Genomic DNA, 19,749 nt, shown 5'->3' with positions numbered 1-19,749 from the left:
TCGGATAGGATCATTACATAATGAGAAAAAAGCTTAATCACGCCAATCAAAAAAATAATGGGATTATTCCATGATGCCGGCAAAAAAAGGATCCATAGAAATCCTGTTAATAAAAATTGAATACTTACTAATAAGAAGACTCGTTTCGATGTTATCTCTTTTCGAATTAATTTGATCAAAAGAAATAAGCAGAAAAGGAACAGCACAACGAATCCAATAATTCGAGCATTCGAAGATAGTGCTATCGTAATTCCCAAGAAGATGTCATTTTTGATATTAGGAGAAAAAACAAAACGAATAAAAAAATACAATGAAATAATAAACCAGGATAAGAACAACAAATCTTTTATATTTATAAAAGCTTCTCCAAATATTCTGGGGGATAGAACTAGGAAAGCGACAGCTATCAGCGAGTAGAGCCAATGTTGAAATCGTTCATAAATTAGCAAATAGAAAAATATAGCCGCGATATAAAAGTTCAAAAAAACCCAAAGATGTCGAATTTTTACAACTGTGCTCAGGTCAAAACGGAAATCATTAAAATATTCAAATAAAACTACTGGAAGCTGTAAAACAACACCATAATTTTTATCCTTATACGATAAGAGATCATCAGCCTGTAAAATTTCATCAGGCAAGGATTCAAGTCTCAATTTTTCATGAAGAATATATTTCAAAGTGACTATCCCGGTATTACGTTCAACCAGCTCATCAACACTGACTCCATAATCATCATAAATCATTATTCCAACGATAAAAAAAAGGAGGAAAAACAATACAGTGAAAATAACTCCAAGTTTTTCGGTTTTTACACCCATAACACCTTCCTTAGTGTTCTATAGATATTGCCCTTTGTCTTTACATGCTGCGAATGAGCACATTACTCTTTTTTATGAAGTGAATTATTCATCGGCTACATGCATTTCTCGAATCACACATCGAGAATTGGTATTGTTGCTTCATATGTATGGATCAAATAATATATTGTCCGGTTTCTTGTTTTTGATTCTTTTTTTACTGTCGTTAAATTTTTGATGGATATCGATCTTAGTCGATAAATCCAAAAAATTTCAGCGGCCATAACGCGTGTAAATGATTTAATGACAACGATACTTTTTAAATGAAATGAATTTTGCTAAAAGCATTCACCAATTCACATCAATTTTATATAGATCGTAAGCTTCGTCAGTAATCGTGATTCCTTTTGTTTGATAAATCGGCTTATTGCTTCCAATAAATTGTTCAATCCCATCGTTATGGTTTTCGTTACGGATCGTATCCAGAAAAATGAGATAAACCTCCCTCTTTTCAGGAAAATTTGTTTTGATCCATTCGGATAATTGCTGATCATTAATGATCCGTAATCGATCTTGATTCCATTGAATATAGGACAATTTTTCGCCAGTTACTGGATTCATGATCGTGTGTTTATCTAAGTATGGCAATAATGCACTCGCTGCAGGATCAGAATTTGTTATCAACAAGGAATCTTCAGGAACATTTCGATTGATGTAATTTGCTATGTTTCTTGAATCTGAATACAAATTCTTATAATCGAGAACAATATCCGGGTTCAATTTTGCCATCATCATCAGGGACAGGAATATGATTACAGAACTATAAAGCCAGTGGATAATTCTATCTTGAATTCGATCCCACTCCACCCAAAGTCCCCAAAGAAGTATAAATATACAGGTAATAATTTTCTGAATTGATTCTACATAAACAAATGCATAAACAAAAAACTGATAAAACAGTGATCCGATAATAATTAATAATGAAACTGGTATGCTTCTTTTCTTTTCAACCACAACTGTAATAACGAGGAAAACCACAAACCAATAAAGAAGAAACCAGGCATTATTTTTTCCGATACCAAATATCGTATCGAAAATCACATTTATTTTTACATATAACACATTAAGAAGATTGATGAGTGAATTGTTTTGAGGATGATACCAACTGCTCGATTTAACGCCAGATAGTTGGATTAATAAAAAAATAAAACTCAACAATGGAAGGAATAATCCCTTCCATTGGGAAAAAAACATTTCCCGATTCTGTGTTTGTAAATAATTCCTGATAGATTCAATAATCCAAAATAACACTAATAAAACTGCCATACCCAACATCAGAATGTGCGTTTGAATTAATAACGCAATCAACAAACCATAGATGAACGTCTTTGTATGTCGATTCGGATATGTGGATGCAATCAAAAATAAAATTGAAGGAATCAAACAATAACTGCGAGAGATAACTGGATAAAAGTAGAGAAAAATTGGACTAAAAATGCCAATAATCCTTACATAAATCGGAAAAGGTGAGTACATTAAGAAAATAAATACACCAACCACCATGAATCCCAAACTAAGCAAGTTGGCAGAATAATATGGAAAGCCCAACCGATTCAACGGAAAAATCAACAAATACCATAAAGCAGGATGTCCCTGATATTTCATTTCGCTGATAATTTCAATTGGCGAAAGTTTTTCTGCGATCAGCCATTGAAGTGCCTCATCACGCCAAGGTTCATGAATTTTTATTAAAATCAAATTGATAATTATATAAATACTGATTGGAAATAGGAAAAAGAAAACCTTATCACTTCGCTTTGCAACACAAGTCATTGTATATCGCTCCCAAAGAGTTCTGAAACCGAAATATTACAGATGATACATCATAAATTGAACATCTCGAATGTACAATAAAAAAATCTCTTCAAACAATTGCAGATTTGCTGATGCGAACGAAAAAGTTGCCAGTAAATTTTACATCGACATCGATTTTTCCGAAACTGAAAATCTGCACTTTTTTCCCGTTGCAATAGTAAGGATTTGCAGTGTTATCGTTCAGTGAAGAGAATAAAAGCCGGATATACCGCAACTATCAAAAATTTATAATAAATCAAATGATCTTAATTGAGCACAATTATAACGATTCTTCTTGGTGTTTTTATCATCAATTTGAAATATGGGCTTGAATTTCGAATGGCTGTCATAGAATCAGTTTTTTGATAAACCATCTGGTCTGTAATAATCCAGAGAAAACATTTAGGAAATATAAAATATTCTTTAAATCTTTGAAAGAATTTACCTCCTTTTCTTGTTTTACTTCATTTACTCAGGTCACAAGAAATCCAAAAAAAAATCTGCCGTTTACTTTCTGATGTAAACCGCAGATTATTCATAATAATGAAAGCTCTCGTTTTATTCGAGGAACCGAATTATTTTATTCTTTATCGGATGATTTCTGGTCAGTCACAGAGGATCCATCAACAACTGAATCGGACGGCTTTTCCTTTTTCGAAACTTCGCGATTGATATATTCCTGAGTCTTTTTCACACCGGAAAGAATCGTTTCACGCGTTTTGGTAATGCCATCATCAACTTTTTCCCGGATCTCAGTCTCATGCTCATCCACCCATTGCATGAACCCTTCATGGGTTTCTCCATAAGGGCTGCCATCCTTTCGATACTCCTCAAAGATCCCTTCATAGATCTTTGCTTTCGTCTTTTTGATCATCGGCTCAGCTTTGTCCGCGATTGTATCAAACAGGCTGGTCAAAGCTTTCCCTGCATCATCCAGAATTTTCGCGACCTTGTCATCAGAATCTTCGAATTTTTCGAAAACCTGACTTTTTTCAACTTCATCGGACACCTTGTCCACCCCTTCACCCAGTGCATTCTTAATCTTCGAAATGATGGTTTCAATATTCATGTGACATTCCTTTCAAAATAGATACACCTCATATACGAAAAAAGGTCTGTTTCGTTTCAACGATTATCAGTTTATGAAACCAAAATTTTATGATCTTTTATTTCCCAGATAATATCTGCAACCTGATCTGAAAAATATCGGTCATGGACTACAGCCAGCACAGTTCCCTGAAATTGTAGCAATGCCTCTCCAAATTGTTCTCTTGATTCAATATCGAGATGATTTAATGGCTCATCCATGACCAGGAAATTTTTCCCCTGAACGGCAAATGAAGCCAGAGCTAACCGGGCGCATTGCCCATTTGATAATCTTTCAGAAGGTATATAGACATCATCTCCAAAAAACAGATAATAGGAAAGAAATCTCCGAACTTCCGTCTCATTCAACTTTGAAAGTTTCTGAATCGACTCTAACGCATTGCTTTGAAATAGAGATCTGTCCAATATCTGTGCTATTTTACCTATGCGCATATTTACGCCCAGTTTAAGGATACCGCTGATTGGCTGTAGCTCACCCGTGATTGTCTTGAGTAATGTTGTCTTCCCGCATCCGTTGGGACCAATCAAAACACAAGTTTGGCCTCTTGTCAGATCCAGATTGATGTCTGAAATCAAAGGTACTCCATCGTAACCGACGGACATGTTTTGCAGGGACAAAACCATGTCCCCGGAATATCCAGGATTCAAAAAATCGATCTTCATCTTCCATCGCTGTACAGGCTTCTCTTTTTTATCTTCAGTCATCAACTGATTCAACCGATTTTCAATCTGAACAGCTCTTTTAATGGTTTTTCTGCTGCGATTCATGAAAAAACCTGCAGCTAATTTGTCGCCACTGTCGGTTTTCCCTCCCCGGTGCATTTTTGTAGAGCTTCGAATTCGTAACGCAGCATCTTTTAACTGTGAAATTTCTGTTTGCTGTCGATTCCATGCAGCCAATTCGGATTCCCTTTCGAACTTTTTCTTTGCCAGCCAATCCTCATAGTTTCCCATATATTCTTTAATGGTATGGTTTATAGCATCCAGTTCCAGTATTTTCGTTGCAGTTTGATTGATAAAAGCTCTGTCATGAGAAACGTATAATATGGCGCCAGAAAATGAACAAAAGTATTTCTCCAGCCAGCTCAACATTTGCTCGTCCAAATCATTGGTAGGCTCATCGAGCAGAAGGAGGCGTGCTTGTGATTGATAGGCTGCAGCTAAGAATAGTCTGGTTCTTTGACCACCGCTCAGCAACTGGATCGGAGTCTGCAGATTAAACCGGCTCAATCCAAAGAGATCCAACAGAGGTTCAGGATTTTTTTGTCTGGTAGATGCACGGGATAGCTCCATTAACACTGCATCATAAGAGATATGCAAATCTGGATTGTCTGGCATTTCTTCCATTTTCATCGATAACAGTTCCAGTTTCCTTTGTAAGGTTTCAATCGATTCATGCTGATTTAACAGAAAATCATCAATCGTATCCGAATCAGACAAGTCTCGGTTTTGAGGCATATAGAACCAATTCAAATCGGATGGAAAAAAGCGGATCTTTCCTTGATCCGCCATTTCTTCGCCAATGATGATCTTGAACAATGTTGACTTTCCGCTTCCATTGCCGCCAAGGATAGCTGCGCGTTCTCCTGGTTGAATATGGAAACTGACATTTTTCAATATGATCCGGTCCCCAAATCGTTTATGAATATCTTCCAGTAAAAGCATCAATTCTCCTGATTATTCAACAACTCGAAATATTGGCAGCTTTTTTCGTTGTTGCGTTATTTCAGCACTTTGCATAAAAAAAACCAATGACAAAATTCTCTTCTAAAATTTCTTTTCACTGGACAAAAACCCAGCAATTCGGAATATAAAAAGAATTCATTGTTGTACTTATGGTTTTGCGCTTGCCGTAAAACCATAAGTACAACAAATTTTCTTTCTTTATTCGAAAAATCAATCCATATTTCGAATGGCTGACAAACCGAAAGGATATAAAACTGTTTCAATAATCAACTATAATTCTATGCAAAAACGAAGTGGCTGTGAATAAAATCAGCGATTCGAATTATGAGAGGGATTATTTTTTGTTGTGTACAAAAAGTTTTCGCTTTTTTCTCAAAAGGCTTTTCCAAATTTCGAATTGTTGGAATAAAATGGTTCCCTTGTCAAATCAAAGCGTTTTATAATCCAGCCGAAAAAACCAATGATCCTGATCCGAATAACAGCATACATAGAAACTGAAAACGGTTAAAAAGCGATGAATCAGCAGAAATTTCAACTCATAGAAAAAATCGGTGAAGATAGTAACGGTCAACTGTTGAAAGTTCATTCAACAGCCGATAATCAGGATTTTCTGATTAAAAGAATTCAAATTGATCAACATCAAGTCGATACCCGACTCTTCCATACAATTCAATATCGATCTGCGCAATTTTCAAAATTTTCGCATTCCAATGCAATTCCGTTATATCTTCCAGAAATCACAGAAGACGGTTTATTACTGCGTCAGAATTTTATTTCCGGTATTTCATTGTCAGTTTTATTGAAAGAAGCAGGAAGACCTCTGCCGTTCGATCAGGCATTGATCCTTACTGATTCATTAACAGCAGTTTTGGCCGCATTGCATGATCAAGACATCGTCTTTGAAAATTTAGACACTTCACATATTCTGTTAAGTGATGCGGGGAACCTTCTCCTCTCTTTTTTATCACTACCGACTGATTTTGATTCAAGAAATTCGCTTTATCAAAAGCCGGATAAGGCTCCTGACCACAAAGCAGATTTTTCAGATGATCTTTATGCTGCGGGTATTATTCTTGTAGAGCTTTTCACCAATATTATTTTGATTGACCCTGACGATTCCAATCGTGAACCTAAACGACTTCGAACTGCAGATTACTATCAACAGGGATTAGATCAGCTTTCGGATGAACTCCCATCGAACCTTATTTCCATCATCAAGAGATGTTTGTGCATTGATCCTTTCCCGCCGTATAAAAGCTGCATTGATCTGTTTTTAGATATCCGAAAAGAAATCGACACTGTTTTAGAGGAAAAAGCCGAAAATGGCACGCATCCAATCGCTTCGCCTACCATACCTAAACCTGAAGAACCGCAGCCTGCAAATTTTGAAAAACTGCTTGACACCGCACCACGAAAAATTAAAAAGATCTCATCCACTCAATCCAGACAGAAAATCAATATAAAACAGCTTTTGCTGAAAACCATTCCATTGTTTATGGCTGCGCTGATGATTATTGGCAGTTTCCTGGTTTTTTTTAACATTTCAAAAAATGCTGAAATCAGAAAAAAAAGAAACGATTATCTTCAGACACTCGATCAGTTGCATATAACCCAGACATCTTTATCTCAAAAAGCCACAGATCAGGCAATTATTGCAGCCTGGACACCTACAAGCTCGCCAGAACCGACATTGACGCCTTCGTTAACCCCGACTTCGACAAGTATTCCAATTAGTCACTTGATTGGTTCAGCGGTTCAATGGAATCACGACAGTTCCATTATGGTCTATGTTCCTGAAGGTAACTTTCAAATGGGAATGAATCAGACTTTTCTTTATAACATAAATAACCTGCTTCCGCTCCACGACGTTTATCTGGACGCGTTCTGGATCGATCAAACCGAAGTAACGCAAAAACAATATGATGCTTGTGTACAGGAAGGATCTTGTAAGAAAGTGGTTGTTTTGGAAGAGAGTCTGATCAATCCGGATTATCCTGTCATCGGGGCTTCCTGGCAAAATGCCTATGATTATTGCAAATGGGCAGGAAAACGACTTCCAAGTGAAGCGGAATGGGAAAAAGCAGCCCGTGGAACAGACCACCGATTATACCCCTGGGGAAATCAAAGTCCCGATCTCTCCTCAGCAGAAAACCTGATCATTCAGGATCAGCTCAAACCAGCAGGTCAAAATATTAAAGATATCAGCCCCTATGGCTTGTTCGATATGGGCAACAACGTCAGTGAATGGGTCAACGACTTTTTCCTGGAAAACTGGACTATTGCTGCCGAATCAAGAAATCCGGTTGGACCTCTTTCAGGGACAAATCGAACGGTCAAAGGTGGCAATATATGGGAGACTGACCCGGAAAGTAGTAATTTTGTATTCCGCAGGCGAGGCGAAGATCCGGAAAGTACCGATCGAATCGGATTCCGCTGTGCAGTAAGCGATTCGGAAATTTCCAATCCGAACGTAACTGCCATCCAAAAGAAAGCTTCACTTGCTGCTGATTTGAACTACCCGACTTCACCGAAAGACTGCATCGAAAAAATCGGATATGTTACGGATATTACGATTCCTGACGGAACTGTTCTGCAAAAAGGACAGATTGTGACAAAAACATGGGTTTTGAAAAATATAGGCACTTGTCCTATCCATGAGAATTATAAAATTCTGTGGACAGATTCCAATCTGAACAATCCGCAGAAAATGTTCGATTTCAACACCAGGATTGAACCCGGGAAAGAAGCTGAAGTCAGCATCACTTTTCCGGTTCAGGGTCAGGGAAAAACACGCATCGGATTTAAAATCGCTAATCCTGATGGAGAGGTATTTGGACTCGGAGAACGAAGAATCGGTGATTTGTGGATAGAATATGAAGTAAACTAAATGTGATTCATCGATATTTCAAACAGTTTGTAACAGCAATTCAAAATTTGAAAAGAATTATTTGTTGTTGTGTTATTCTTGCGCTCCGAGCAAGAATAACACAACAACAAGTTTTCTCTCTTTTTGCAAAAGGTGTTTCCAAATTTCGAATCGCTGATTGTTTTTACCATACGCAAAAGGATAAAATAGTGCGAATTAATCGCTTTGTTTGAGAAACTGTTGCAAATTCGAAATTGCTGTTGATCAATTTAAAAAATAAACAATCAGGTGTCCAATGAAACTGCTTTTTATTATCTGCGGATTAGCGATTCTTTTTTCTGCATTTCAATATTTTTTTCACCTGCGTGTTGCAGCCTTAAAACAGCCTTGGACATACTTTTTTCGAATGTTCATCGTAAATGTTATCCTTTCCATCCTTTTCTTGATCCTCCTTAAAATTATCCAGACACTTTCCCTACCGGACTGGGATTTGCTTTCCTGGAAAATTGATTCGACAAACCTGAAACTATCCTTTCTTTCTGTGTGGATTGCGGTTTTCTTATCAACATTGTTATTCTTCCGGTCGATTTATCCAAAGTACAAAAAGAAATTCGGGATGGCCAACGCAATTGTTCTCTGTTTCCTTGTTTCAATCATTCTGGAAATTTTTGTCTTCAACTTTCGCCACTTTGAGTTGATTTCAACGGATGAAAAAAATATTGACGTCCCTCTCGATACGGTCATCTATCTTAATCGCCCGTTGTCTGAGACAGATGGCATTATTAAAAACACAAAAACGGCCTTTGCAATTAAGGAAAACAGTCTGGTCTTTAATCCAAATATTGCGGATGTTCGGAATATACGAATTGTTACAGGAGAAAATTCCAAAGAAAATTTAGCTTTTGGCATCACAATTACCCAAGAGAAAATCGATCCGGCAGTTCTTTATTTTGGAGAGCAATTTATTCTGCCATACTATGATGGAAACCCGATTTTCCGGTTTCGAAATGACAAACCGGGGCAAGAAATTACGCTCTATTTTGGCAATGCAATCTATGAAAGCTACCTTCAAATCAAAAGCATCATTCTGAACCAGGAGATTCCTTTCAAGATCAATTTCTATCGAATTTGCTTTTTCGCGCTTCTGTTTTATCTTTCATATATTTTTCTATGTCGAAAGTTTTGTCTGCTGGCAGGTCTATATTTATTCTGCAAAACGAACTGGAAAAGGATTCTTTTCTGCATCGTTTGCATTGCAGGTATCCAGTTTCTTCTCGATCGAACAGAACGCCCGTTTTTTTTTGTGTTTCTAATCGTCAGCATTGCCTTGCTTGTTTTCAACCTTTTCATCCTTATCAGGCAAAATCATACCAATGAAAACATTCTGATCTGTATACTTTTCGGACTTGGTATGATCGTCCGGACCATATACGTCCTTTCGTCTCCATGGCAGGTTCACCAGCATGATGTTATCGGGCACCACATCAGTGAAGGGCATCTGGGCTACATTCTTAATATCTTCACCCATTCAGCATTGCCAAATTCAGCCGACCCATGGCAATTCATTCACCCTCCGCTGCATCATCTGTTGGGGGCAGTTTATCTGAAAATCCTCGCTTTTTTAGGATTGCTATCCACAGAACCTTTTGAACAACTGCAGTTTCTAACCCTTTTTTATGGCATTCTGATCTTAATACTTTCGCTGAAATTGCTGCGAGTTTTGGGTATCAAAAACAGCAGTCTCATCTATTCGTTTAGCGTTCTATGTTTTCATCCGCAGTTGATCTTCCTTTCAGGTTCATTAAACAACGATGAATTGTTGTTATTATTCACGCTTGCCGGACTTTATTGTGCAATCCGATGGAGCGAATTTTCATCAAAAAAGTATTTACTGTTTGCCGCCCTTTTCACTGGTCTGGCAATGGTCACAAAAACTTCGGGAGTCCTGCTTCTTCCTGCAATTCTCTTATTGATCTTTATTAAAAAGTGCCTGCTGGAAAAAAAATTCCCGTCGTTTCTGATCGACAGCATTATTTTCATCGCAGTTTTTTCATTAGCCGCCGGCTGGTGGGTGATACGTTGTCAAACGGTTTTATCCATTCCGATCAATTCGATCTATTATCAGGGCGAAGCTTCCCCGCAATATATCGGCAATTATTCGTTCGTCCAAAGGTTATTTTCATTGGATCCGGCACATTTTCAATCACTTTTCGTTCGGTTTGATAACAAGCAATTTGCCGATTTCAGTATTCCCATTTCAATCATCAAATCTTCCATTTTCGGCGGATGGGAATTTGAAAGAAAAGGAATCGCTTTCATTCTGATTTTCTCTAACCTCTTGTTAATCCTCGGATCAATTTTTGCGATGTTGAAAAAGATCGACACGCTGAAAGAAAAGAATCTGATGATCCCTTTCTTGTACATTGTCTATTGCATACAAGTATTCTCCTTCTTATTTTTTTGTTTTCGATATCCACACACCTGTACGCAAGATTTCCGATATATCGTGATCACATTGATCATCGGAATCTGTTTTCTCGGATTGTTAATGAAAGCATATGTTGAAACAAAAAACCGTTTCAAGCATATAATTGTTTCTGCATTCAGAATAACCATCCTGTTATTTGATGTTTGCAGTATTTTTATCGTAATGTAGAAATTAAATATCAAAATAGATAAGGGATCATCTTGAAAGACAAAGAAACGACGATTGTTGTTATTGGTGCCGGACCTGCAGGTCTGACTGCAGCGTTTGAATTGCTGAAACAAAGCAACGGGAAATATCATGTTATTGTTTTAGAAGCACTGGATGAGTATGGCGGTATTTCCCGTACCGTTCGCTATCACGGAAATCGCATGGATCTGGGTGGTCATCGCTTCTTTTCCAAAGACCAGAACGTAATGAATTGGTGGCTCGATCGCATGCCGCTTCAAGGGAAACCTTCCAAAGACGATATTCTGACGAACACACAAAAACCGCTTTTTGACGGCGGACCGGATCCGGAATCGACAGACCGTGTCATGCTCTTTCGCAACCGAATTTCCCGTATTTATTATTTGCGTCGTTTTTTTGACTACCCGATATCTCTCAAACTCCAAACTTTTATCAACATGGGTTTAAAAAACACGATTCTTTCCGGTTTCAGTTATTTTTCATCCATAATCAAAAAAATCCCGGAAGACTCTCTGGAAAATTTCTATATCAACCGGTTTGGAAAAAAACTATACGCAATGTTTTTTGAAAATTACACTGAAAAAGTGTGGGGAAGGCATCCGTCTAAAATTTCTGCAGATTGGGGTGCACAAAGAGTTAAAGGATTATCCATCAGTAAAATCCTTCTGGACATGCTTTCTAAATTGCTTCCCAACTCAATAAAAGCTAAAAGGGCAGTGGAGACCTCATTAATTGAACAATTCTGGTATCCAAAACTGGGACCAGGACAGCTCTGGGAACTGGTCGCGGCAGATATTATCGAGATGGGTGGAACAATTTGCAAAAATTGTAAAGTGACCAACCTGAAATTAATCAATGGCAAAATACAATCCCTTTCATACCTTGAAAACAATATGAAAAAGGAGTTGGAAGCGGATCTTTTTATCTCCAGTATGCCATTAAAGGACCTGGTCAACGGAATGGAAGGTACAGTTCCGCAGCAAATTCGAAGAATTGCGAATGGTCTGCCCTACCGGAATTTTATTACCGTAGGCCTGCAATTGTCGGCGATTCGATTGAAGAATCACACTAAGATTGCCACACCATATCAGAGAATTCCGGATTGCTGGATCTATGTTCAGGAACCGGATGTCAAAATGGGTAGAATCCAAATTTTTAACAACTGGTCTCCTTATCTGGTCAAGGATTTTGAAAATAACATCAGTCTTGGACTGGAGTATTTTTGCTCGGAAGGGGACGAATTATGGACCATGCCGGATGATCAATTCATTCAAAATGCCATTCATGAATTGGTAACGATGGATATCATCGATGAAAAAGATGTCCTTGATTCCCATATTGAGCATGTGGAAAAAGCATATCCCGCATATTTCGATACGTATCAGGAGATTGATCAATTAATAACCTGGCTAAATACGATCGATAATTTATATTGCATCGGACGAAACGGGCAGCACCGCTATAATAACTCAGACCATTCCATGGCGACTGCTTTTGAAGCCGTTAAAAATATTCTGAATAACGTCAATTCAAAAGAAAATATCTGGCAAATTAATACGGAAAAAGTCTATCATGAAACCGCAGAGAAACAATGACAGCAATTCGAAAAGGCAATCCATGTTTCGAATTGCTGAAATAATGATCAACTGTTTGAAATTTGTTATGACCAGTCGAACAAGAGAGAGAAAAAAGTTGAACTCATTCAGCTTTTTTTATTTTTACGAAATTTTCCCTCTCCGGAACAATTTTCTGATCAACGAAATTTCTTCCAGTTTCATTATCCAACCGATGAAACCATAAACAACAACTGCGATCACCACACCTGCAAAAACCACAACAATCAAAGGCAGATTTCGGCTGAAATTGAGCCAAATTTTCATGATTCCGCCCATGATGGCAGCGGCGATTATATTCAACAGAGCTGCATGCCAGATTTTCTTTCCCTCTAACCCGTGGAGCTTACGCCGCATAAAATATAATAATGCTGTCATCTCAAGCGCTGTAGCAATGGAATTTGCCAGAGCTAAACCGCCATGTTGCTGCCAGCCGAATGATTGAAAAACAGATGCCAGTCCGATACTCATCCCCATATTCAAAACCATCGCACAAAAGAGGATTATGACCGGTGTTTTTGTGTCCTGCATTGCATAAAAAGCACGAGAAACCACCTCAACGATACAATGTCCAACCAGACCGGCGCCATACCAGATTAATGCCCAACTGACCATTTGTGTCATTTGCGATGTAAAAGCACGGCGTTCAAAAATCAAACGCACAATGGGATCTCCAAAAATGATCAATCCTACTGAAGCCGGAATAGCGATAAAGAGAACCAGACGAAGCGTTGACGCCAGTGCACTTCGCATTTCTGAAAAATCACCCCGCGCAGCTTGAACAGAAAACAACGGCAAAGAAACCGTCGCAACTGATTGAGCAATCGCCGCCTGCGGCATCAGCATTAAAGCCAGCCCCCAGGATAAAGCTGAAATAGAACCGGATGCCATATAGGATGCAATATAATTATTCACCAGAAAATTTAATTGAACGGCTGAAGCACCGATTTGACGCGGTATCATCAACCGGATGACATTCCGTACTTTTGGATCTTTCCATCCAAAGGAAAAATGGAACTGTTTCTCCTTGAGTTTGAGAATTTGAGGCAATTGTACGAAAAGGTGCAGAAGCGATCCGCACAATGCTCCGATTGCCAGACCTTCAATTCCCAGTGGTTTTGAAAGAAAAATGACACCGGACATGATACCAAGCTGATACATTGCCGGAGCTAATCCAGGTAGTAAGAAATGTTGATTCGCGTTAAGAATACCCATGATCAAACCGGATAAGCCAAAAATCACTACCGAAGGAAGTTGAATCCGCAGTAATTTCACGGTTAAAAGCTGCAGAGCAGGATCGTTCAATGAAAATCCGGGGACTAATATATACCGGACAATTTGCGGGGCAAAAAAGAATCCTAACAAACATAATAGAACCAATACAGCAGTGATCGTATTTGCAACGTTGGATGCAAGTTTCCATGCGTCCCCCTTGTCGTTTTGATCCAACAAGGCACTGAACGCAGGAACAAAAGCGCTGCCTAATGCGCCGCCTGCCACTAAGTTAAATAACGTTTCTGTCAGCCGATTGGATGCTAAAAATGCATCAACTTCTGCTGATGCCCCATAAATTGAACCGATGAGACTTTTTGAAAGGAGACCGATAAGCTGAGAAAAAACCATCGCAATGGCAAGGATTAAAGCTGATCGGGCAAATTGGGATGATACTGAGCCTTTTGAGTCATTCATAAGATATCATTCTATCACCAATTTTCAGAGCAAAAAATCACTCGGCAATAATCCAGCGATTCGAAATTTGATAAAGCCTTTTGAGAAAAAAGATAAAAATTGTTTTTTTCGAATGGCTGAATCCACTGGTAGTGATTCGAAATATGGTAATTATTTATTGTTGTTCTTCTGGTTTTGCGCGAAGCGCAAAACCAGAAGAACAACAAATTTCCTTTCTTTATTCGAAAAGTCAATCCAAATTTCGAATTGTTGAATCCGCTGGCAGTGCATACCATTAAAGTTATAATTCTTAATAACGATTACATTATTAATTGAGAACAGGAGCAGACAGGATGAAAAAAAATATTTTAGCGATCTACTGCATTATCGGTATTGTAGTTGGTTATCTGTTACGATACATTGTCTCCGGAATTGACGAGAACACGTTGCTGGTTTATGGTCTGATCGGTGGATTAGCTGTAGGATACTTAATGGATTCAAGAAGAAAGTCCTCATCCACTGATACGTCTTCATCTAAACCGGAAAACTCCTTTAACATTCCTTCCATAAAAGATATCACGGATAAAGTTGAAGATGTTGTATCTGAAAAATCCCGCGATTCCAGAGTCGATGATGCAAGTGATATTATTTCCAGAGCGCGTGAAGAGATTGAGAAGAACCTGGGGAATAAAGCGAATGATATGGAATCAGCAGTTACAGAGAAATCTCGCGTTTCTCGAGTCGAAGATGCAAGTGATCTGATTTCAAAAGCCCGCGAAGTAATTGAAGAAAAATCCGGCAGTGTCATTGATGATGCAAGTCCCACAACATCAGAAAAATCCCGCGTTTCCAGAGTTGATGATGCCAGTGATTTGATTGCTCGTGCACGCGAGGAAATTGACAAGAATATGAAATAAACTTTTCAGGCAAAACTTAAGGGCTTATACGATTCAATGGTAAACCAGTTTATCAGTGATTCTAAATTTGGAAAAACCCTTTGAGATAAGAGAGATGATTTCATGTAACGATGGTTTTATGCTTCGCATAAAACCATCGTTACATGAAAAAATTCTTCTCATTTTTCAAGTTACCGCCTGGTTATCGAATCACTTTCGGTAAAGGTATTTTAAGTTTACAAATTGCAGATTCACTGTCCTTCGGAATCGGTGAGAATTCCAATTCGAAATTTTGTGTTTCCGGATTAATATCAAAAACGAGAAATGTATAAATCGAATTTGTCCCGATGGATGTGTTCAGATCAGGAGTACTCCATCGGGAATTGGCATAATCCGAATTGGAGCGATCCAGATCAAATCTGACGTCCCTACCCCATAGAGAACCGTACAATTGAAAAGACTCACTCTGAAGCGGTGGAATTGTCGAACCGTCCAGACTTCTGAGCTTGACCTGCAACAGCAAAAAACTGCCTACAGGAAATCTTTCCGTCAGTGTCCGCTGAATTTTAGGATTCATATAAGAAAAAGCAAAACTGATCTTCCCGCCACATGGAAATTCCTGTTCAATTTCGGATGGAATCAATGCAGTTGGTGTTTTGTACGGTGTCACAGTGATATATACATTTTGTGCGATTGGAGTCGGATACGGACTCAGCGTAGGAAAAGCGGTATACGTGGGTAAAGGAGTCCGCAAAGATAAATTTTCAGCATCAACCGTGTTTGCGAGATTCACATTTTCGGAATCATCTGGAAAAGAAGTATAGGTCGGCAGAAGTGTAAGTGTCGGGAGTTCAGTAAATGTCGGCAGATTTGTTAAAGTTGGGATTTCTGGTACTTTTTCTACATATTGGCAGGCTGAAAAAGCCAGTATCAACCATAACCAATAGAATCGGATCTTTTTTTTCATTCGAAATCCTTTTTCGATCAATTAATCAATCTGCTTTCCGGCATTTGATGATAGCGGGAAACAACCCGATAGGTGATTGTGCAGCAATTCAAAATATGAGAAAAAGTATAAATTGCTGTGTTTTTTTACGCAAAGCGTAAAACCATAAGAACAACATTGAGTCCCTTTCATATTTCGAAGTACAGGTTTATTTTCCACTGGTACTCATTAACGTTTCATAATATTTAATAGCAAATTCGGGCTGAGGAATTTCGATAGAAAAATTACAGTCACTTGGTTCCGAAGAATCCGAATGATAAACCAATCGCCAATTCACAGCGTGATAATCCACATCAAATGCCAGATAGGATCCAATTTCAAGTCCAGGTGGTACTCCTCTGCTGCCGATGAAATCCATTCCCCAGCGATTGCTCGCGGCTTGTCCTGCTGGAATGTGGGAGTCATAGACCACTTCTTTTCCATTCAAATTTCCGATCACCTGAAATTGTTGAGGATCAATATGTAATGTATGATCGGAGGAATTGTAAAAACTGATATTCAAAATTAAGAATTGTTTTTTTGACGCTTCACCGCCGACTGCAAAAGCAAAATAGGGTGTTTTTGATCCGATTTTAACAGAAAAATCATCCTCGCAATGTCCATATTCGGACAAATTGCGTGCCCAAATTCCAGGCAGCATAACAATTTTGTGCTTCATATCATCTTCGGTATAGGCTCGCTGGGTCGGATAAGCTGTTTGAGTTGGATAAGGAGCATTTTCCATATACATCTCTTGAACAGATGTATCCGTTTCAAACCATATTCCCTGCGGCGACGGTTTCGGTGTATAGGAAGGATAGGGGATTTGAGTCGGATATCCGGTATAAGTGGGATAAGGTGTTCTCGATCCCATAAAATGAACAGTAGAAACAATCTGTCCAATTGCTGTTTGCGCAGGAATTCTCCCTGGCAACGTACATGAAGTAAGAATAGAAAGGGAAAGAATACAGACGGATATGACGAACCAGCAATTCAAAATATGGATTGACTTTCCGAATAAAGAATTCTTTTCATATTTCGAATTAATGATAATGAACCACTTAAATATCTTCAGGATCATAAGATTATTATAAAAGATTTGCCCAAAGGTATTTCGAAAAAGCAATTCGAAATATAAACCGGCTATTCGATTTAATCAAGAAAAAATAACGCTGTGCTTTTTGAAAAAGAATAAAAAAAGGATCAGAAAAAAATTCTTTCCAATCCTTTTTAATCCAATTTGTTTTTCGAATATTATTTCGAAAGCGCTTCTTTTAATAATTGAGATTTACCGGTTACCGAAGCATCGATTAATTGATCATTACTGCGGATAATCATTCCTCCAATGATTTTTGGTTCAACTAAAAATGTTATAGCTTTTCCAGGTGATAACTTCTTAGATAACTGATCATTGACCAATTTTTGCTCTTCTTCAGTGAGAGGAACCGCTGTCGTTACTTCGATATTCTTTTGATTATTCGGGAAAGCTGAGATATTAACAATCTTACCGTCGGAAATACCTGTCAGCAATTCATTTAAAATGATATGCTGTTTCGATTCGTCAATCAGTAAAGACTCATTGACCAGTTTCTTCGCGCTGTTGAGAGAAATCTCAATAATTTGAGTACGTAAATTTCTCAGGACTTTATCCCGCTCTTTGAGTATCTCTTCACGGGCGGCATCCAAATCTTTTGCCGCATCACGATCAACTGCTTCACGATAATCCATCTTCAATTGAGCAACTTCATCATGAGCTTCTTTCAATAATGCGTCATGCTTATCTTGAGCATCTTTAATAATCTGCGCCGCTTCAGCCTGAGCACTCTTTTTTGCCTCACTTGCAATCTTCGCGTCTTCAAGCCCTTTTTCAATGATCTGGTTTCTTGAATCCATCATCTTTTGAATCGGACCTACAACAAAACGGGCTAACAGCAAAAAAGCAATACCAAAACAAATGATATTTACAAAAAGGTTACCCGCATTAATCCCTAATGCTTCCAAATTTCCACCTCTATTTAATCATTATGCAAAAAGGATCAAAAATGCGACCACCAATGCATAAATGGCTAATGCTTCCGCAAATGCAATGGCAAGAATCATGGCTGTCAATAAACTACCGGAAGCCTCAGGATTCCGAGCCATTCCATCCAAACCAGCCGCTCCGATTTTTCCGACAGCATAAGCAGCGCCAATCGTTGATAACATCACCAGCCCCACAGACAAATACTTTACAACTTCAACACTCATTTTTTACTTCCTCCGAAGTACAAATTTTTTGGTATGTTTACTCTTCAGCCCGAACTGCCATTCCCATAAACACGACGGTCAGCATTCCAAAAATAAAAGCTTGCAGCAGACCGATAAATACTTCATACAGCATAATAAACGAACTTGCAACCCATGGAATCATGTAGCCGAGGAATAATAAAAGCACCATACCGGCAAACATATTTCCAAAAAGACGAAATCCAAAAGAAGCAATCTTTGCAATTTCAGCAATCGTCTCCAAGATTCCAATAAATAAATCGATAAATCCCATCTTGGGATTTCGGATTACTGCTTTGATGTTAATAAACTTGCTGAAATAGTCCAAACCCTTTGCCTGAAAACCAAGGACCTGAATGGCTATTACGGCAGTAATTGCAAGCGCAAGGGTAAAGTTTAAATCAGTAGCCGCACCACGGAAGAAACTGATGACCTCATATCCTTGTTGGCCTGCAGCAGCATGATTGGCTGTCACTGCATAAAACCAGGACGTCCACGGATGCGCTTGCAGCCCACCATGCGCAACCGGAACAGCGAATCCAAATGATTCAAAGAATGGTATTAATTTTGTCAAATTCGCGATGGCGATGTATAAGAATATGGATAAATAAAAAGGATAGATCTTCTTACGCCATTTTCCATCCACTGAACCATCCGCCATGTTCGTTAAAGCCGATATGACAAGTTCAAGCAACAGAACAATGCCATGTGCTTTAATCTGCCCATCTTTGGTTTGTCTGTGAACTTCAAGCGCCAATAATAAAATCACGATAAAAATAATACCGACTGACAATAAAGAATTTGTCAGAAAAACATCTCCCAGCAATGGAAGTGTAAACCAGGGTTTCTCAACTACTTCGCCATCCAAAACATCAAACAATACACTTTCCGTTTTTACGGAAATTGCCGGAGCAATCGGTTTATAAAAATGCACCACAAGGATATTCAGAAGAATCAATCCGATTAACGGAATCAACCAGCGTTTTGTTTTTTTATTGCGGACTGCTGGGTGAGTTTCAGAATTTACGATTTCTGTCAAACAGTTCCTCCTACTTCTTTCTCGAATTCATAATATTACGAATTTCTCTGGCTGATTTCAGAGCGATAAACAAGGTCAAACTCAGGATGGCTACCATTCCGATCAATCCCAACACTAACGTAAGCCAGGGGTGTGTTCCAAATCGAGCATCCAGTTTTTGTCCAATAAAAAAAGTACCAAATGCGATACCTAATGTAACGAATGCAATCGAACTGAACAAAATAATTGCCCACTTGAATACATGAATTGGTACTCCTTTTAAAATACTGTTTCCTTTTGGTTTTTCGGACATTGACAAT

The 19,749-nt window shown here is 38.4% G+C and carries 14 protein-coding genes; 4 read left to right on the top strand and 10 right to left on the bottom strand.

What is annotated here, in order from left to right; genetic code table 11:
* Positions 1 to 1,145: 1,145 nt before the first annotated feature.
* The 3 genes from ATC1_RS03950 to abc-f all read right to left on the bottom strand — a co-directional run bounded on the left by ATC1_RS03950 (position 1,146) and on the right by abc-f (position 5,423).
* Positions 1,146 to 2,630 (bottom strand): hypothetical protein, encoded by a 1,485-nt coding sequence (locus ATC1_RS03950; protein WP_062278579.1) that lies wholly within the window; start codon positions 2,628 to 2,630, stop codon positions 1,146 to 1,148.
* A gap of 601 nt (positions 2,631 to 3,231) precedes the next feature.
* Positions 3,232 to 3,720, bottom strand: coding sequence for a hypothetical protein (locus tag ATC1_RS03945; protein ID WP_062278577.1), 489 nt, complete (start codon positions 3,718 to 3,720; stop codon positions 3,232 to 3,234).
* Positions 3,721 to 3,791: 71 nt separating this feature from the next.
* Positions 3,792 to 5,423, bottom strand: coding sequence for a ribosomal protection-like ABC-F family protein (gene abc-f, locus ATC1_RS03940; RefSeq protein WP_062278575.1), 1,632 nt, complete (start codon positions 5,421 to 5,423; stop codon positions 3,792 to 3,794).
* Between the two features lie 535 nt (positions 5,424 to 5,958).
* Here abc-f and ATC1_RS03935 point away from each other — a divergent pair.
* The 3 genes from ATC1_RS03935 (at position 5,959) to ATC1_RS03920 (ending at position 12,579) form a co-directional block, all read left to right on the top strand.
* Positions 5,959 to 8,331 carry an SUMF1/EgtB/PvdO family nonheme iron enzyme gene (locus ATC1_RS03935; RefSeq protein WP_062278573.1) on the top strand — a complete coding sequence of 791 codons (2,373 nt, stop codon included), beginning with the start codon at positions 5,959 to 5,961 and terminating at the stop codon, positions 8,329 to 8,331.
* A 274-nt stretch (positions 8,332 to 8,605) separates the two neighbouring features.
* Complete coding sequence (locus tag ATC1_RS03925) at positions 8,606 to 10,966, top strand: phospholipid carrier-dependent glycosyltransferase (RefSeq protein ID WP_062278570.1); 2,361 nt, start codon at positions 8,606 to 8,608, stop codon at positions 10,964 to 10,966.
* 32 nt (positions 10,967 to 10,998) lie between these two features.
* A complete protein-coding gene (locus ATC1_RS03920; protein WP_062278568.1) occupies positions 10,999 to 12,579 on the top strand; it encodes an NAD(P)/FAD-dependent oxidoreductase in 1,581 nt (526 codons plus the stop codon).
* Between the two features lie 123 nt (positions 12,580 to 12,702).
* Here ATC1_RS03920 and murJ read toward each other — a convergent pair whose 3' ends face one another.
* Complete coding sequence (murJ, locus tag ATC1_RS03915) at positions 12,703 to 14,286, bottom strand: murein biosynthesis integral membrane protein MurJ (RefSeq protein ID WP_062278566.1); 1,584 nt, start codon at positions 14,284 to 14,286, stop codon at positions 12,703 to 12,705.
* Positions 14,287 to 14,618: 332 nt separating this feature from the next.
* Here murJ and ATC1_RS03905 point away from each other — a divergent pair, with 332 nt between their 5' ends.
* The gene (locus ATC1_RS03905; protein ID WP_062278562.1) at positions 14,619 to 15,182 is read left to right on the top strand and encodes a hypothetical protein; all 564 of its coding nucleotides are present in this window, start codon (positions 14,619 to 14,621) and stop codon (positions 15,180 to 15,182) included.
* A 181-nt stretch (positions 15,183 to 15,363) separates the two neighbouring features.
* On the opposite strand, the gene ATC1_RS03900 is transcribed toward ATC1_RS03905, so the two are convergent.
* The 6 genes from ATC1_RS03900 to ATC1_RS14970 form a co-directional block, all read right to left on the bottom strand.
* Positions 15,364 to 16,128, bottom strand: a complete 765-nt coding sequence (locus ATC1_RS03900) for a DUF4352 domain-containing protein (RefSeq protein ID WP_152024217.1) — start codon at positions 16,126 to 16,128, stop codon at positions 15,364 to 15,366.
* A 187-nt stretch (positions 16,129 to 16,315) separates the two neighbouring features.
* On the bottom strand, positions 16,316 to 17,143 hold the full coding sequence (locus tag ATC1_RS03895) for a DUF4352 domain-containing protein (protein WP_172667707.1): 828 nt from the start codon (positions 17,141 to 17,143) through the stop codon (positions 16,316 to 16,318).
* A 257-nt stretch (positions 17,144 to 17,400) separates the two neighbouring features.
* Entirely contained in the window at positions 17,401 to 18,147 is a 747-nt protein-coding gene (gene atpF / locus ATC1_RS03890) for a F0F1 ATP synthase subunit B (RefSeq protein WP_062278556.1), read from the bottom strand.
* Positions 18,148 to 18,168: 21 nt separating this feature from the next.
* The gene (atpE, locus tag ATC1_RS03885; RefSeq protein ID WP_062278555.1) at positions 18,169 to 18,393 is read right to left on the bottom strand and encodes an ATP synthase F0 subunit C; all 225 of its coding nucleotides are present in this window, start codon (positions 18,391 to 18,393) and stop codon (positions 18,169 to 18,171) included.
* A gap of 37 nt (positions 18,394 to 18,430) precedes the next feature.
* Entirely contained in the window at positions 18,431 to 19,450 is a 1,020-nt protein-coding gene (locus ATC1_RS03880) for a F0F1 ATP synthase subunit A (protein WP_062278553.1), read from the bottom strand.
* Positions 19,451 to 19,460: 10 nt separating this feature from the next.
* Positions 19,461 to 19,742, bottom strand: a complete 282-nt coding sequence (locus ATC1_RS14970) for an AtpZ/AtpI family protein (protein ID WP_062278551.1) — start codon at positions 19,740 to 19,742, stop codon at positions 19,461 to 19,463.
* Between the last annotated feature and the right edge of the window lie 7 nt (positions 19,743 to 19,749).

This window comes from Flexilinea flocculi (assembly GCF_001192795.1).
Lineage (GTDB): Bacteria > Chloroflexota > Anaerolineae > Anaerolineales > Anaerolineaceae > Flexilinea > Flexilinea flocculi.
The sequence above is the reverse complement of the archived record's forward strand: the minus strand, read 5'-3'. Positions and strand labels throughout refer to the sequence as shown.

Coding starts and splice junctions, on each gene's coding strand:
- ATC1_RS03950 (WP_062278579.1), bottom strand. CDS start 2,630: ATGACTTGTGTTGCAAAGCGAAGTGATAAGGTTTTCTTTTTCCTATTT.
- ATC1_RS03945 (WP_062278577.1), bottom strand. CDS start 3,720: ATGAATATTGAAACCATCATTTCGAAGATTAAGAATGCACTGGGTGAA.
- abc-f (WP_062278575.1), bottom strand. CDS start 5,423: ATGCTTTTACTGGAAGATATTCATAAACGATTTGGGGACCGGATCATA.
- ATC1_RS03935 (WP_062278573.1), top strand. CDS start 5,959: ATGAATCAGCAGAAATTTCAACTCATAGAAAAAATCGGTGAAGATAGT.
- ATC1_RS03925 (WP_062278570.1), top strand. CDS start 8,606: ATGAAACTGCTTTTTATTATCTGCGGATTAGCGATTCTTTTTTCTGCA.
- murJ (WP_062278566.1), bottom strand. CDS start 14,286: ATGAATGACTCAAAAGGCTCAGTATCATCCCAATTTGCCCGATCAGCT.
- ATC1_RS03905 (WP_062278562.1), top strand. CDS start 14,619: ATGAAAAAAAATATTTTAGCGATCTACTGCATTATCGGTATTGTAGTT.
- ATC1_RS03900 (WP_152024217.1), bottom strand. CDS start 16,128: ATGAAAAAAAAGATCCGATTCTATTGGTTATGGTTGATACTGGCTTTT.
- atpE (WP_062278555.1), bottom strand. CDS start 18,393: ATGAGTGTTGAAGTTGTAAAGTATTTGTCTGTGGGGCTGGTGATGTTA.
- ATC1_RS14970 (WP_062278551.1), bottom strand. CDS start 19,742: ATGTCCGAAAAACCAAAAGGAAACAGTATTTTAAAAGGAGTACCAATT.